15 protein-coding genes and 2 pseudogenes are annotated in these 15,504 nt (G+C 62.9%); 2 read left to right on the top strand and 15 right to left on the bottom strand.

Features of this window, described 5'->3' with window-relative positions; translation table 11 throughout:
• Nucleotides 1-115: 115 nt before the first annotated feature.
• Nucleotides 116-544 (top strand): annotated as a pseudogene (locus tag AAHK20_RS20710) (MarR family winged helix-turn-helix transcriptional regulator); the annotation flags it as partial.
• A 148-nt stretch (nucleotides 545-692) separates the two neighbouring features.
• Here the strand turns inward: AAHK20_RS20710 and AAHK20_RS20715 are convergent.
• From AAHK20_RS20715 to AAHK20_RS20745, 7 genes are all read right to left on the bottom strand, one after another.
• Entirely contained in the window at nucleotides 693-1,505 is an 813-nt protein-coding gene (locus tag AAHK20_RS20715; RefSeq protein ID WP_449183376.1) for a MetQ/NlpA family ABC transporter substrate-binding protein, read from the bottom strand.
• A gap of 246 nt (nucleotides 1,506-1,751) precedes the next feature.
• Nucleotides 1,752-3,602: a methyl-accepting chemotaxis protein gene (locus AAHK20_RS20720; protein WP_449183377.1), complete on the bottom strand. Its 1,851-nt coding sequence runs from the start codon at nucleotides 3,600-3,602 to the stop codon at nucleotides 1,752-1,754.
• A 209-nt stretch (nucleotides 3,603-3,811) separates the two neighbouring features.
• Nucleotides 3,812-4,426, bottom strand: a complete 615-nt coding sequence (locus AAHK20_RS20725) for an SCO family protein (protein WP_449183378.1) — start codon at nucleotides 4,424-4,426, stop codon at nucleotides 3,812-3,814.
• 7 nt (nucleotides 4,427-4,433) lie between these two features.
• Nucleotides 4,434-5,336 (bottom strand): heme o synthase, encoded by a 903-nt coding sequence (cyoE, locus tag AAHK20_RS20730; RefSeq protein ID WP_449183379.1) that lies wholly within the window; start codon nucleotides 5,334-5,336, stop codon nucleotides 4,434-4,436.
• Nucleotides 5,337-5,341: 5 nt separating this feature from the next.
• Nucleotides 5,342-6,451 (bottom strand): COX15/CtaA family protein, encoded by a 1,110-nt coding sequence (locus tag AAHK20_RS20735; RefSeq protein ID WP_449183380.1) that lies wholly within the window; start codon nucleotides 6,449-6,451, stop codon nucleotides 5,342-5,344.
• Nucleotides 6,452-6,500: 49 nt separating this feature from the next.
• Complete coding sequence (locus AAHK20_RS20740; RefSeq protein WP_498063347.1) at nucleotides 6,501-7,172, bottom strand: SCO family protein; 672 nt, start codon at nucleotides 7,170-7,172, stop codon at nucleotides 6,501-6,503.
• Between the two features lie 59 nt (nucleotides 7,173-7,231).
• The gene (locus AAHK20_RS20745) at nucleotides 7,232-7,993 is read right to left on the bottom strand and encodes an SURF1 family protein (RefSeq protein ID WP_449183382.1); all 762 of its coding nucleotides are present in this window, start codon (nucleotides 7,991-7,993) and stop codon (nucleotides 7,232-7,234) included.
• Nucleotides 7,994-8,080: 87 nt separating this feature from the next.
• On the opposite strand from AAHK20_RS20745, the gene AAHK20_RS20750 reads away from it, so the two are divergent.
• Nucleotides 8,081-8,293, top strand: coding sequence for a twin transmembrane helix small protein (locus AAHK20_RS20750; protein WP_137330950.1), 213 nt, complete (start codon nucleotides 8,081-8,083; stop codon nucleotides 8,291-8,293).
• Nucleotides 8,294-8,509: 216 nt separating this feature from the next.
• Here AAHK20_RS20750 and AAHK20_RS20755 read toward each other — a convergent pair whose 3' ends face one another.
• The 8 genes and pseudogenes from AAHK20_RS20755 to AAHK20_RS20790 all read right to left on the bottom strand — a co-directional run bounded on the left by AAHK20_RS20755 (nucleotide 8,510) and on the right by AAHK20_RS20790 (nucleotide 15,367).
• A complete protein-coding gene (locus AAHK20_RS20755) occupies nucleotides 8,510-9,367 on the bottom strand; it encodes a cytochrome c oxidase subunit 3 (RefSeq protein WP_449183383.1) in 858 nt (285 codons plus the stop codon).
• A gap of 151 nt (nucleotides 9,368-9,518) precedes the next feature.
• On the bottom strand, nucleotides 9,519-9,725 hold the full coding sequence (locus AAHK20_RS20760; RefSeq protein WP_449183384.1) for a DUF2970 domain-containing protein: 207 nt from the start codon (nucleotides 9,723-9,725) through the stop codon (nucleotides 9,519-9,521).
• 19 nt (nucleotides 9,726-9,744) lie between these two features.
• Complete coding sequence (locus AAHK20_RS20765) at nucleotides 9,745-10,350, bottom strand: cytochrome c oxidase assembly protein (RefSeq protein ID WP_449183385.1); 606 nt, start codon at nucleotides 10,348-10,350, stop codon at nucleotides 9,745-9,747.
• Between the two features lie 44 nt (nucleotides 10,351-10,394).
• Nucleotides 10,395-10,529, bottom strand: a complete 135-nt coding sequence (locus AAHK20_RS20770; protein ID WP_449183386.1) for a cytochrome oxidase small assembly protein — start codon at nucleotides 10,527-10,529, stop codon at nucleotides 10,395-10,397.
• Nucleotides 10,530-10,640: 111 nt separating this feature from the next.
• On the bottom strand, nucleotides 10,641-12,257 hold the full coding sequence (gene ctaD / locus AAHK20_RS20775; protein ID WP_449183387.1) for a cytochrome c oxidase subunit I: 1,617 nt from the start codon (nucleotides 12,255-12,257) through the stop codon (nucleotides 10,641-10,643).
• Between the two features lie 71 nt (nucleotides 12,258-12,328).
• Nucleotides 12,329-13,594 (bottom strand): annotated as a pseudogene (gene coxB, locus AAHK20_RS20780) (cytochrome c oxidase subunit II); the annotation flags it as partial.
• An 83-nt stretch (nucleotides 13,595-13,677) separates the two neighbouring features.
• Complete coding sequence (locus tag AAHK20_RS20785; protein WP_449183388.1) at nucleotides 13,678-14,154, bottom strand: DUF2244 domain-containing protein; 477 nt, start codon at nucleotides 14,152-14,154, stop codon at nucleotides 13,678-13,680.
• 235 nt (nucleotides 14,155-14,389) lie between these two features.
• Nucleotides 14,390-15,367, bottom strand: coding sequence for a methyltransferase domain-containing protein (locus tag AAHK20_RS20790; protein WP_449183389.1), 978 nt, complete (start codon nucleotides 15,365-15,367; stop codon nucleotides 14,390-14,392).
• Between the last annotated feature and the right edge of the window lie 137 nt (nucleotides 15,368-15,504).

A 15,504-nucleotide genomic window follows, 5' to 3' on the forward strand; every position in this document is an offset into this window, starting at 1 on the left:
GTTTAGAACCACTTGCGCGCAGCGCCACGCTATAGCCGTTTGTATATCGTGCCCGATCTAATATAGTTGCTACTTAATTCATTAATCACTGCAAGATCTTCGGGGAGTGCTCTCGTTGACAGACTCCACCCTGCTCAAACGCGCGGAAGCCGTGCGCCATTTCAACCGCTTCTATACGAAGCACATTGGCGCGCTGCATGAAAGCCTGCAGAAAAGCGCGTTCTCGCTAACCGAAGTGCGCGTGCTGCGCGAGCTGCTGCACGGCTCGGCCACGACGGCGACGGAAGTCGCGCGCAACCTCGGCCTGGACAGCGGCTATCTGAGCCGGCTCCTGACGAGCTTCGAGCGTCAGGGGCTGATCACGCGCCGGCAGTCGGATGCCGACGCACGACAATCGCTTCTCACGTTGACCGACGAAGGCCGCGCTGCCTATGAACCGCTCGATGCGGCCGCCATCGAGGAGGTGTGCGCCGTACTCACGCGCCTGAGCAACGCGGACCAGGAGCAATTGATCGCGGCGATGCAGGCGATCGAGGCGCTTTTGAATCGATAGCGGCTGCTGCGAGAGGCAACCGCGAAAAAAAGCGTCCCGGCTGAACTGCACCGGGACGCTTTTTTATCTAGCACTCACATCGCTGCCATCGTCGCCGCGCACTCAAGTTGCGCGAGGACGGCAACTTCACCGCCGCTCCTTAGAACGACGGCACGACCGAACCCTTGAACTGCGTCTTGATGAACTGACGCACGTCGTCCGATTGGTACGCCGCGACGAGCTTCTTCACCCACGGCTGGTCCTTGTCCTTCGCGCGCACGGCGATCAGGTTCGCGTACGGGCTGTGGATATCTTCGAGCGCGATCGCGTCCTTGGTCGGCTGCAGGCCGGCGGCGAGCGCGTAGTTCGTGTTGATCGCGGCTGCGTCGACGTCGCCGAGCGCGCGCGGGAGCTGCGCCGCGTCGAGCTCAACGAGCTTGATCTTCTTCGGGTTCTCGGCGATGTCGAGCGGCGTCGCGCTGCTGCCGTTCGTGCCCGCGCCGGCCTTCAACTTGATGACGCCTTGCGCTTGCAGCAACAAGAGCGCGCGGTTTTCATTCGACGGATCGTTCGGCACAGCGACCTTCGCACCCGGCTGCAGATCCTTCACCGCCTTCAGCTTCTTCGAGTAGATACCGAGCGGCGAAATATAGGTGAGACCGGCGCTCACGATCTTGTAGCCGCGCTGCTTTACTTGGCTGTCGAGGTAGGGCTGGTGCTGGAAGCTGTTCGCATCGAGATCGCCTGCGTCGAGCGCGGCGTTCGGCTGGACGTAGTCGTTGAACTCGATGACCTTCACGTTAAGCCCCTCGCGCTGCGCCACCTTGGTCACGACCGCCCAGATTTGCGCATCCGGGCCGCTGATCGTGCCGACCTTGATGACTTTGTCGTCAGCGTGCGCAACTGCGCTCGTCAGGAGCGCCGCGGTAGCGGCAATTGCGGAAAAGGCTTTGAGAAGGGTTCTGCGCTGCATTCAGTACTCGCTTTCTTGCTGAGGCGGGGGAATTCAACCCGGGGGCGTGGGTTCGTGGCTGCGCCCCCGGCCAGGGAACGCAATGGTGTCATATCACTGAGGATATAGGAAATACCCTAACGGCATATTGATATGCACCAAGCGGGCGCGGCGACGCACTGAAGCGCGGCGCGCCGCCATCCGGCCCCGATAGGTTTCGATGCTGCGTTGCCTCGCGAGGTACCTAGCGTTTTTCTTCGCGTTCGATCAGAAAGTCGTCCAGTCGTCGTCGGAGGCCGCGATGGGCTCCGCTCGTCGGGCCACCGCCGGTGCCGGCGCTGGCGCCGGAGTCGGTGCCGCGACAGCCGCCCCGGCGGGAGCTTTTGACTCACCGCGTGCGCCGGCGGCTGACGGCTTGCGCGCCACCGCTGCATTCGACGCCTTCGCAGCCGTCGCGCCCGACGCCGCATTCGCCGCGCTGCGCGACACTTGGCGCGTTCCCGCTGACGTCACGACCTTCGCTACCGGTCGCGCCGTAACGGCTGCAGCCGCCGGCACCGCCACAGCCGCTTCTGTCACCCGGAATGCGCTAACCGTATCCCGCAGCCGGGCCGCCTGATCCTGCAGCGACGCCGCCGCAGCAGCCGCCTGTTCGACAAGCGCCGCGTTCTGCTGCGTCACTTCGTCCATTTGCGTCACCGCGCGCCCAACCTGCGTGATACCGCTCGCCTGCTCTTCGGACGCCGCCGCGATCTCGCCCATGATGTCCGTCACGCGGCGCACCGCCTGCAGGATCTCGCCCATTGTCGTTCCCGCCTGGCTGACGAGCGCGGTACCGTTATTCACGCGCTCGACCGAATCGCCGATCAGCGCTTTGATCTCCTTGGCCGCCGCCGCCGAGCGTTGCGCGAGATTGCGCACCTCGCCGGCCACGACCGCGAAGCCGCGCCCTTCCTCGCCGGCACGCGCCGCCTCGACCGCCGCGTTAAGCGCAAGGATGTTGGTCTGGAACGCGATGCCTTCGATCACGCCGATAATGTCGGCAATCTTCTGCGAACTGTCGTTGATTTCCCCCATCGTGCCAATCACGCGATGGACGACGTCGTTGCCCTTCGTCGCGATCTCCGAGGCATTGTTCGCCAAGCCGCTCGCTTGGCGCGCGTTGTCGGCGTTCTGCTTGACCGTCGCCGTGAGCTCTTCCATGCTCGCCGCCGTCTCTTGCAGCGACGCCGCCTGCTGCTCGGTGCGCTGCGACAGGTCGCTGTTGCCCGACGCGATTTGCTGCGTTGCCGACGCAATCGATTCCGACGAGTGCCGAATCTCACCGATAGTCCGCTGCAGACGCGCCTGCATCCGGTGCATGCCGGCCATCATGCTGGTCGAGTCGTCTCCGCGCAGCGCCACGGCGTGCGTGAGGTCGCCCTCGGCGATGCTCGCCGCGAGGGCCGCCGCCAACTCGGGCTCTCCGCCCAAGCTGCCACGTACGCTGCGAATGATTTGCAACATCGCGAGCGTAATCACGATGCCGATCGCGAAAATGACGGCGAGATGGACGAGCAGGGTCGAGTAGTAGACGGCGTCGACGTCCTGCAGGTACACGCCCGAGGCGAGGGTCCAATCCCAGGGCGCGAAGTGCGATGCATAGGTGAGCTTGCGCGCCTTCACTTCGCTGTGCGGCAAACGACCCTCGTATTGCGTGAAGCCATGCCCGGTCGCCTTCGCGGCATCGACAATCGATACGAACACGAGCTTGCCGTTCGGGTCCTTGTAATCGCCCATCGCCTTGCCGACGAGTTCCGGCTGCACCGGGTGCATCAGCACCACCGGCTTCGAATCCATCACGAACACGTAGCCCTTTTCGCCGTAGCGCATCGCGGCAAGCCGGACGAACGCCTCATGCTGCGCGTCGGCCTCGCTCATCTTGCCGGCTTGCGACTGCGCGTAATAACTGTTCACTACGCCCTGGGCCGAGTCGACAATGCCCGCCAGCCCCGCCCTGCGTTCGTCGAGCATCGTGTTGCGCGTTTCGATCGCGCTCCACAGGCCAACGCCCAATAGACCCAGCCAGACGAGGAGAACGGCGAGCCACAGCTTGCGGTTCAAAGTCATCTTGTTCATCGTATGCCTTCCGTAGGGTTGTCCCGTTCGATTGCGCATGCATAACGGCACGGAAGAGCGGCGGCTTGAGACCTCAACTCAACGGTAAACCCGGAGTCGACATTGGTCTGATGATTGTTTTACATATTGGTGCGGCGACACGGCTCGCGCCGGGGCTCAGCCTGCCAGCCCCGTGAAAGCGCTTAACCGTTTGAGGAAGTGCGCTGCTCTTAGCTGAGCAGCAATTTGAGATCGTGGACCCAGGGCGTGACGCCTTGCCCATCGCGCACGAAAAGACGCAGCTTGCCGGACGGATCGAAGACGTAGCTCGCTGCAGTGTGGTCCATCGTGTAGCTGTCGGGCGTCTTGCCCGGCACCTTCGCGTAGTAGACGCGGAAATCCTTCGCGACCTTGGCGAGCTGGGCGTCGTCGGCGGGACGCAGGCCGACGAACGACGGGTTGAACGCCGGCACATATTGCGAAAGCAGCGCCGGCGTGTCGCGCGCCGGATCGACCGTCACGAACAGCACTTGCACGCGCTGTGCGTCCGGGCCGAGTTGCTGCATCGCTTGGGAAAGCTCGGCCATCGTCGTCGGACACACATCGGGGCAATGCGTGTAGCCGAAGAACAGCACGACGGCCTTGCCCTTGTAGTCGGCAAGCGTGTGCATCTTGCCGCTCGTATCCGGCAGCGAGAAATCGCTGCCGAATTGCGTGTTGCCGGTGATGTCGAGATTCGTGAACGCCGGCTGATCCTTGCCGCATGCCGACAAGAAGACCGCTCCGCCGAGCGCGCAAAGAGTCACCGCAATGCGCGCCAGGCGCGCGATTCTGTTCGTCAGCATCGAAGGATTACGCGCCGATCAGGACGCGCGCATAGTGGTCGATGAGGAGCGCCGCGAAGAGCAGCGACAGATAAACGATCGAGTAACGGAAGGTTTTACGCGCGAGCGCGTCGGAATATTCCCGGTAGATCTTCCACGCGTAAGCGAGGAACACGGCGCCGAGCAGCACCGCCGACGCGAGATAAAAGACCCCGCTCATGCCCGAGATGAACGGCATCAGCGAGACCGCCAGCAGGATCACCGAGTAGAGGAAGATGTGCAGTCGCGTGAATTGCTCGCCGTGCGTGTTCGGCAGCATCGGCAAGCCGGCGTTCTCGTAGTCTTTGCGGCGGTAGAGCGCGAGCGACCAGAAATGCGGCGGCGTCCACACGAAGATGATCAGCACGAGAATCCAGGCGTCGCCGGGCACGTGGCCCGTCACGGCGGCCCAGCCGAGCGCCGGCGGCATCGCGCCCGACGCCCCGCCGATCACGATGTTCTGCGGCGTCGCGGGCTTGAGCAGCAGCGTGTAGATCACGGCGTAGCCGACGAACGTCGCGAGCGTGAGCCACATCGTCAGCGCGTTGGTGAACGTGTAAAGCGTCCACATCCCGAGGCCGCCGAGGATGGCCGAGAAAATCAGAATCTGCGTGGTGGTAATTTCGCCGCGCGCCGACGGACGCCATGCCGTGCGGCGCATCAATGCGTCGACCTTCTGCTCGACGAGGCAGTTGATCGCGAACGCTGCGCCCGCGAGCAGCCAGATGCCGACCGTGCCGCCGATCAGCACCGTCCAAGGCACCATGCCCGGCGTCGACAGAAACATGCCGATCACCGCGCAGAAGACGGCCAACTGCGTCACGCGTGGCTTCGTGAGCGCGAGGTATTGGGAGATTCGGGAACCGGGGGATTGGGAGAGTGTGCTGTCCATGTGGGTCACGCTGGCGCGGCGTCGCGCGCGGGAACAGTGGCGCGGCCGGGACGGCTATAAGCGATTCGAAAGTTTAGCATAACGGCAATCAGCAGCAGGATCGCGGCGCCACCGTTGTGAGCGACAGCGATCGGCAGCGGCCATTGCAGCACGATGTTCGACAGGCCCGTTACGAATTGGATCGCGACGACCAGCAGCACAGCGTTCGCGGGCCGTCGCAGCGACTCGAAGCGGCGCAATTTCAGCGCGAGCCAAGCCAGATAGGCGACCACGACGATCGCAAACGTGCGGTGCGTCCAATGGATCGCGACGAGGGCATCCTGCGTGATGACGTCGCCGTCGCTCGTCATGCCGAGCGCACGCCACAGGTGGAAGCCGTGCGTGAAATCCATCGGCGGAATCCATTGGCCGTTGCAGGTCGGGAAGTCGGTGCAGGCGAGCACCGCGTAGTTCGTGCTGACCCAGCCGCCGAGCGCGATCTGCACGATCAAGAGGATCAAGCCGGCGATGGCCGCTGCCCGATAGCGCGCGGCTTCGGGCTCGTACGCGGGCACCGGCGTCTGGCGCGCGGCCAGCCAGCCGAGCACGCCGAGCAGCGCGAGACCGAGCAGCAAGTGCGTCGTCACGATGATCGGCTGCAGCTTCATCGTCACGGTCCACGCGCCAAACGCGCCCTGCACGCAAATCAGGAGCAGCAGCCCGGTCGGCCACCACGGCGACACGTGGAGCGGACGGCGCTTGATGCGCGCGACCCAGGCGATCAGCGTCTGAGCGATGATCAACACGCCGATGGCCGTGGCGAAATAGCGGTGAATCATCTCGATCCACGCCTTCGACATGCTCACGGGCCCAGTCGGCAGCGCGGCGTGCGCGGCGGCGATCTGCGCGTGCGCGATGAACGGCGACGACGTGCCATAGCAGCCCGGCCAGTCCGGGCAGCCGAGCCCCGAATCCGTCAGGCGCGTGAAGCCGCCGAACATCACCAGGTCGAGCGTGAGAAAAGTGGTGATCCACACGAGCTTGCGGAATTTGTTGTCGTCCGCCTTGACCCACACGTAGGAGAGCGGCAACAACGCGATGCACAAGCCGATTAGGCCGATTTGCAATACGAACATCTCAAAATCTCTTATCGCGGAAAATCGCGCACGCGAACCATACCACCGGTCAGCCGATACTCGACCACTTCAGCAGCTTAGTTAAATCACCCTTGATCTTGCTCGGGTCCGGATTCTTCGGGAACCGCATCATCAGGTTGCCGTTCGGGTCGACCAGATAGATGTGATCGGTGTCCTGCGTGCCGGTGTCGGCGGGCAACCATGCCGCAACGGCGGCCGGATCGGCGACCAGCTTCCTCGTGTCCGGATACGCGTGTGCGATGGCATCCGGCACGGCGCCGGAATCGGTGCGCAGCCACACCGTCACGACGCGCTCGCGCTCGCCGCCTTGCGTCGCGCGCACCTGTCGCATGAAGTACAGCTTCGTCGCGCAGGCTTGGTCGCAGACGCTGCGGTCAACGGAAATCATCAGCCAGCGCCCACGCAACGAATCGAACTTGATCGGCTTGCCGTTTTCGTCGGTGACCATGAGCGACTCGGGTATCGGCCGCTGCGGCTCGACCAGCGTGCCGTAGTTCGTCTTGCCGCCAGACGGCTTGATCACGTAGTACGTCAGATACGAAACGACGATCGGCGCGGCGCAGACCAGCGCAAGCAGCAACAGCATCCAGCGGCCGCGCTGCCACGAGCCTTGCCCGGCAGGCTTTGCCGCCGAGGCATTCTGGGCGGCGGGGCGAGTGCTTGACTTAGCGCGCGGCGAACGGGGAGATTGCGTCGACAAAACGTTGGACCTCTTCAAATGATGCGCGGTGGCAAGGCGCCGCGCCGCCTTGGATGCGTCTAGTGTGACTGAGTGCGGCCGGATTGGCCTTCTTGCGACAGAGCCTCGGCGCGCCCCGCTTGCTCCTTCTTCGCTGCACGCCGTGCGGCATAGAGCCCGAAACCGAGCGCCGCCGCCGCCATGCCCCACCACTGGAGCATGTACCCGTAGTTCGTCTCGACACCGAGCGTCGGCGCCGGCCAGTCGCGCACGAGCTTGTCACCGTCGTCGCTCGTCTGCTGAATCACGAACGGTTGCAGCGGCAGGCCGATCTCGGTGGCGTACGCTTTGACATCGAGGTTCTGCCGAATCTTCTGACGCGGCGCGGAACCGCCCTGCCCCAACTCGAAGGCGCGCGAGGCATCGGCACGCGCGATGCCTTCGATCTCGACATCGCCGGGCGGCGTCACATAGGGCGCAATCGTCGTGCGATCGCTGAAATTGCGCGGCAGCCAGCCCCGGTTGACGAGCACGTATCCGCCGTCGGCCAGTTTAAAGGGCATCACGACGTAAAAACCCGGCTGATCGTTATACGGACGATTGTCGAGATACACCGCCAGATCGGGCACAAACCGCCCGGTGGCGCGCACGCGATGGTACTCGATCGCCTTCAGCGCGACCGGCGCGGCAGTGACAGTCTGCGCCGGCGCATTCTCGAAACGCGTGATGTTGGCTTCCAACGCTTCTTTCTGGTGGGCGCGATCGCGCTGCCAGAAGCCCAGCCGAATCGTCACCGCCATCACGATCAGGATCAGCAGCGCGGGCACGAGACGAATCTTCATACCGCGGATCCAGCGATCGCACGGCCGGGAACGCGCGATGCGATAATCTCAGTCATCCCTTCGTGTTCCCAAGTTTCAGTCAATTCCATGTTTCACTTTCTCGTCGCCATCGCCTTCGTCCTGATCATCACCAGCCTCGGTTCAGCGCTGTACTTCATGATGCACGATCAAGGCAAAACCAAGCGGATGGTGTGGTCGCTCGCGACCCGCGTCGGCTTGTCGATCTCACTGTTCCTTCTGCTGTGGCTCGCGCATTGGATGGGCTGGATTCAGTATTCCCAGGTCCCACTCGGCCGCTAAGCGGCGCGTTTTCGGCCCGCTCCTGCATCCAATCAAACGACATCGCCTCCGCGATGCGTCGACTCGCCAACACCACAGCACACCGCAAGTAAAAACGCCGCCCGGACGTAGTCGAGGGCGGCGTGCGGGTCTTGCATCATCGATTCCATTGCGCCCCCGCCGCTTGAGCGGGCAGCGCCGAGGCCCGCCACCACAAAGGCAGCAGGCCCAACTCCGTTACAGCCAGTAGACGACGACGTAGAGGCCAAGCCACACGACGTCGACGAAGTGCCAATACCAAGCCGCGCCTTCGAACGCGAAGTGGTGCTCCGCCGTGAAGTGGCCGCGAATCATGCGCACCAGCACCACCGTCAGCATCGTGCCGCCGAGGAACACGTGGAAGCCGTGGAAGCCGGTCAGCAGGAAGAACGTCGAGCCGTACACGCCGGAAGCCAGCGTCAGATTCAGTTCGTTGTAAGCGTGGTAGTACTCGAAGCCCTGCATGAAGAGGAAGCAGACGCCCAGCACGACCGTGGCGGCAAGCCAGGCGATCGCCTTGTTGCGATGGTTGTCGCGCAGCGCGTGGTGCGACACGGTAAGCGTCGCGCCCGACGACAGCAGAAACGCCGTGTTCAAAGTCGGCACCGGCCACGGCGTCATCGACTTGAAGTGACCGACGAGCGCAGCCGGCCCGACATTCGGCCATACGGCGGAGAAGTCCGGCCAAATCAGCTTGTAGTCGAGGCTGCCCAACTGATGCATCGCGATTTCGCGCGCGTAGAACAGCGCACCGAAGAACGCGCCGAAGAACATGACTTCGGAGAAGATGAACCAGCTCATGCTCCAGCGGTACGACACGTCGACGCGCTTGCCATACATGCCGCCTTCGGACTCGCCGATGGCGTCGCCGAACCAATGCCACAGGGTGAACAGCAGCCACAGCAGACCGAGCAGAGCCGTGAACGGCGCCCACGATGCCTCATTGATCCAAAACGCGACCGATCCGAGCATGACCAGAAGGCCCGCGGCCGCGCTAATCGGGTGCCGCGACGGATGCGGCACGAAGTAGTACGGGCTCTCGTTTTGACCGCTCATTCTTGATTCTCCACTTCAGTCCAGTTGTTCCGGTTTTCCCGGCTGTATCTTCGGCGGCGCGTCGACGCCCCAGGAAGTTCTTTTGGGGATACCGCACCGCTCTCTCTGATGCCAGGGCCGCGCTTCGCGCCGCGCCGCCCTTCTCAATGCTCTACTTACTGCCTACCACCGCATGCACGACCAAAATCAGCACAACGATGAAGATCGCCGCACACAACAGCCCCGCGAGGATGATGTGCACGGGATTCAGTTGCGTCGCGTCCGCTTCCAGATCGCGCCGCTTGCGTACCCCGAAGAACGACCACATCACCGCTTTCATCGTCTTGACGAACGAGCCCTTGCTGCCGCTCTCGGCCATACCGCCTCCCCTTACCTGCTCAAGCGGGATTGGCCGGCGCTTTCGCTGCGTCTCCCGCTGTCCCGCGCGCCGTTGGCGCAGGCGTGTTCAACTCGAAAAACGTGTACGACAGCGTGATCGTCTTCACATCCTTCGGCAATTTCGGATCGACGACGAACACCACCGGCATCCGCTTCGTCTCGTTCGCAGCGAGCGTCTGCTGCGTGAAGCAAAAACATTCGATCTTCTTGAAGTACTCGGTCGCCTGCATCGGCGCGTAGCTCGGGATCGCCTGCGCGTGCACCGTGCGCCCCTGCTCGTTCGTCACCCGGTACATCACCGTCGTCACTTCGCCCGGGTGCACGTCGATATACGACTGCTCAGGCTTGAAACCCAACGGACCGCGCGCGTTCGCATCGAATTCGATCGAGATCGTGCGCGACATGTCCACTTGCGTGTTCTTGGCGTCGCGCGCCGTCGCGTCGCGCTGCACCAGGTTATTGATGCCGGTCACCTGACAGATCGCGCGATACATCGGGATCAACGCGAAACCGAAACCAAACATCAGAAACGCAACGACCACGAGCTTCAACCGCATCGAACGGTTAAAAGAACGATCGGCCTTGGCCGGTGGTTGCGTCGACATCGAACTTCCTCAACGAGCCTTCAAACCCGATCCGTTCAAAGGGATCAGGAGAAATAACACTGCTTGATAAAGATACCCACAAAAAAAGCGCCTGCGATGACCAGCAGGATCAATCCGAGTCTCACGCTGCTCGCCCGAATTTGCTCGGGAGTACGCCTTTCTTGTGGATTTCGGGTCATTCCGAATTTTCTAGAGATGCTTTGCCGATAAGCGTCGCGGCGTGGTTTGCCGCTTCGCGGAGCCCCGGTCCGGCTTCTGCCCGGACCGGGAATCCCTGACTCGCCTGGTGTTTATTCAACCGTCGGCGGGTTTTCGAACGTGTGGAACGGAGCCGGGCTCGGCACGGTCCACTCGAGGCCCGTTGCGCCATCCCATGGCTTGTCGCTCGCCTTTTCGAGCTCGCCGCCGCCACGGTAGGCCGGCAGCACGACTGCGAACAGGAAGTAGACCTGCGTCAGACCGAAGCCGAAAGCACCGATCGTGATGACCTGGTTCCAGTCTGTGAACTGCGCCGGGTAGTCGGCGTAACGACGCGGCATGCCAGCGAGACCCACGAAGTGCATCGGCAGGAACGCGAGGTTGAAGAAGATCATCGAGCCCCAGAAGTGGATCTTGCCGCGCGTCTCGTTGTACATCCAGCCCGTCCACTTCGGCGCCCAGTAGTACCAGCCGGAGAAGAGCGCGAAGAGCGAGCCCGCCACCAGCACGTAATGGAAGTGCGCCACCACGAAGTATGTTCCGTGATATTGGATGTCGAGCGGCGCCATCGCCAGCATCAGGCCCGAGAGGCCACCGAACGTGAACACGATCAGGAAGCCGACCGCGAACAGCATCGGGGTTTCGAACGAGAGCGAGCCACGCCACATCGTCGCGACCCAGTTGAACACCTTCACGCCCGTCGGCACGGCGATCAGCATCGTCGCGTACATGAAGAACAGCTGGCCCGTCACCGGCATGCCGGTCGCGAACATGTGGTGCGCCCAGACCATGAACGACAGGATCGCGATCGATGCCGTCGCGTACACCATCGAGCTATAGCCGAACAGCGGCTTGCGCGCGAACGCCGGGATCACCTGCGACACGATCCCGAACGCCGGCAAGATCATGATGTACACCTCGGGGTGCCCGAAGAACCAGAAGATGTGCTGGTACATGACCGGGTCGCCGCCGCCTGCCGCGTTGAAGAACGACGTGCCGAAGTGGCGGTCGAACAGCACCATCGTGATCGCGCCTGCCAGAACCGGCATCACGGCGATCAGCAGGTACGCGGTGATGAGCCACGTCCACACGAACATCGGCATCTTCATCAGCGTGAGGCCGGGTGCGCGCAGGTTCAGGATCGTCACGACGATGTTGATGCCGCCCATGATCGACGAGGCGCCCATCAAGTGGATCGCGAAGATCGCGAAGTCCATGCCCGGGCCCATCTGCGTGGACAGCGGCGCGTAGAGCGTCCAGCCCGCGGCGGTCGCGCCGCCCGGTGCGAAGAACGAGCCGACGAGCAGCACGGCTGCAACCGGCAGCAGCCAGAAGCTGAAGTTGTTCATACGCGCGAACGCCATATCGGACGCGCCGATCTGCAGCGGAATCATCCAGTTCGCGAAGCCGACGAAGGCCGGCATGATCGCGCCAAACACCATGATGAGGCCGTGCATGGTGGTCAACTGGTTGAAGAACTCGGGACGCATGATCTGCAGGCCCGGCTCGAACAGCTCGGCACGGATCATCAGCGCCATCACGCCCCCGGACAGGAACATGACGAACGAGAAGATCAGGTACAGCGTACCGATGTCCTTGTGATTGGTGGCGAAAAGCCAGCGGCGCCAGCCGTGCGGCGTCTCATGCGCATGATCGCCATGCACATGTTGGTGGCCCGCGGCTACATCGTGTCCGATGCTAGACGACATGAGAATCTCCTAAAGCGAATACAGCAGCATTCTTGACTGTGATGAACACAGCGACACTTAGCGGCACATCAAGCCCCGGACGCCGGCGCCGCGGCCGAAGCCGCCTCCGCGCCGCTCGCCGCGGTTGCGCCGGTCAGGTGATCGCCGCCCTCCGGCATCTTGCCGTTGCGGGCGTCGGCGACCTGACGCGGCTGGAGAATATCGCCCGTGTGGTTGCCCCACGAGTTGCGCTCGAACGTGATGACCGACGCGATTTCGACGTCGTTCAGCGTCGGCGCCCACGACGGCATCGCGTTCTTGCCGTGCAGCACGATGCTCACGTGATTGGCGATCGGGCCGTTGGCGATCTTGCTGCCGTCGAGCGCCGGGAATGCGCCTGCGCCCTTGCCGGTCGGCTGGTGGCAGACCGCGCAGTTCGACGTATAGACCTGCTGGCCGCGAGCCATCAGCTCGGTCAACGTGTAGGTCTTGTTCGGATCGTCGGCGCCGGCGGCCATTTTCTTCTTCTGATCGTCGACCCATTTAGCGTAGTCGTCTTGCGACAGCACTTCGACGACGACCGGCATGAACGCGTGCTCCTTGCCGCACAGCTCCGTGCAGAAGCCGCGGAAGGTGCCGACCTTGTCGGCCTTGAACCAGGTATCGCGCACGAAGCCCGGAATCGCATCCTGCTTCACGCCGAACGCGGGCACGTACCAGGAGTGCACGACGTCGTTGGCGGTGGTGATGATGCGGATCTTCTGATTGACCGGCACCACGAGCGGGTTGTCGACTTCCTGCAGATAGGTGTCGGTCTTCGGCGTCGTGCCGTCGACTTCGCTGCGCGGCGTAGTGAGCGTCGAGAAGAAGTTGATGCCTTCGCCCGGACCCTTCACGTAGTCGTAGGCCCACTTCCATTGATAGCCAGTCACCTTGATGGTGACATCGGCGTTGGACGTGTCCTTCATCGCGACGACGGTCTTGGTGGCCGGCAGCGCCATCAGGACGACGATGATGAACGGCACGATCGTCCAGATGATTTCGACGGTGGTGCTTTCGTGGAAATTCGCAGCCTTGTGGCCCTTCGATTTGCGGTGCGCAAACATCGAATAGAACATCACGCCGAACACGCCCACGAAGATCACCGTACAGAGGATCAGCATGAACGTGTGGAGGTGATAAAGCTCCTCAGCGATCTTCGTCACGGGCGGCTGGAGATTGATCTCGTTGACGGCCGGACCGCCGGGACTGTCTCCGACCGCCAAGGCGGCGTGGGCGCTGAGCAGCCCGCTGCACGCCAGCACACCCATGAGGGCTCGCTTGATTGTTTTCATAGCTTCCTTACCCAAAATTTCCATTCAAACCCTCGCCTCCCGCTCGCTGGCGCCCGCGCTCCGACCGTTGCCCCGCATTTGCCGGAACGGAACGCGCCGCATCCCATCTAACCGCATCGCATCAGCGACATCCGCAGCTCGCTCGCGAACTGCTTGCGCCGGTACTGCGCGAGATGCTGCCCGATCATGACCGTCTGCCCGCGCGACACGAGCTTGATCGGGTCGCGCAACGTCTCGCCTGGTTCGACCCGCACCCAGCGCGGGTTGAATTCGAATTGCGTCAACTGCTCGGCGCTCATTTGCTCGATGACGAGCCGGTTCGGAAAGAGCCGAATACGCTCGTAATCGACAGCATGCCGCGCATGGACGACAAACGCCGCGCCCACGACCAATAATTCAATGCCGGTAAATGGCAGCACCAGCCAGGCGCCGCGAAACACCAGCAACAAAGCGATCGCCAAGGAAAACAGTGCGAGCGAAGCATAAAAGCAGACGAACTGGCGCGGCGACACCGAACAGTTGCGCTTCATCAGCCAGTCTTTGACGACCGGCTCCGCATCCATCGGCAGATCAGTTGCGTCCATCGCTGCCTCCCCGCGAGTTGCCATGCCGCGCGCCGCGTATCGGGCTTGCCGCGCCGTTTGGTGGGGACCGCCGGGCGACAAACTGACGCATTATAGGCGCGTTCAATGGCATCCACAAGCAAACGACTATCGGCCGATAACCCAAGCACGACAAGCCTCAGCGCGCTTTTGACACATATTTTTGCTACGGTTTGAAGCGGTAATTTCAGACATAACAGTTGCCATCTTTACCGCGTCAAAGATTCTTTGGCCGCCCCCTTCCAATGTCCTCGAGACGCACGATTCCGTGACCTTCGGCGGTCGTGCGCGGCACGGCTTTCCAAGCGTGCCCGTAGATCACTTCGAAGGTGAGAGGAATCGTGCCGTCGGCGCGGCGCCTTGCTTCCAGTGCGGCGAGCAGCGCAGCGTGAAGGCGGCGCGCCGACGCTTGACCACGCGTATCGACGCTCGCGTCGCGCTCGAACGGATACGCGCCCCAGCGGCGCACATCGGCGAGCAGCGATTCGGGCGAGCGGTAGGTGATCGTCAACGTTTCCTGGTCCATCACCGGTATCTCGAAACCGCTTTCGACGAGCATGTCGCCGAGATCATGCATATCGACGAAGTCGATCACATGCGCACGCGTCGCCACGCCGTGCGCCGCCTCGACTTCCGCATAGGCTCCGCGCAACTCGCGCAACGTGTCGGGACCGAGCGTGCTGAACATCAGCAGGCCGTTCACCTTCAACACGCGTTGCCACTCGGGAAACACTAGATCGGGACGCGAGTGCCAATGCAGCGCGAGATTGGACCAGATGAAATCGAACGCGCCAGCCGCAAACGGCAGCGCGGAGAAATCGGCTTGGGCGACGCGCGGACCGCGCGCGCCGAGCGCCTTGCCTAGCGTGGCGGGCAGAAAACGGCGCCAACTGGTGTCGGCGGCGTCTTGGCCCTTCGCACGCGTGAGCATTGCATGCGAGAGATCGGTGCCGAAAACCGGCGCCTCGGGGAAGCGCTCGCGCAGCGCCGGCATGTCCTCGCCTGCGCCGCAGCCCGCGTCGAGCACGCTCGCGGGACTCACCTTGATGTAATCGAGACGCTCACGCATGCGCTGCGCGATTTCGCGCGGCAGAAAGGCGACGTCGCCGAACTTGGCGGCGCGGCGGTCGAAAATCTGCCGCAAACGCCGGGAATCGTAGGCCGGACGGCTAGTCTTTGCGGGAGTTGGGGACATGACGGTCGAACTGGCGAAGAGCCCGAAGTATACTCGCTCGCTCCGATCCCTTCAGCGTAGGAAGCCTTGGCGTGACGCGCGCAGTGAAATCGCAGCGGCTTTCAGCATTCGCGTCGCCGCGCAGCCGTTGTCTTGAA

Source organism: Trinickia camelliae, assembly GCF_053525655.1.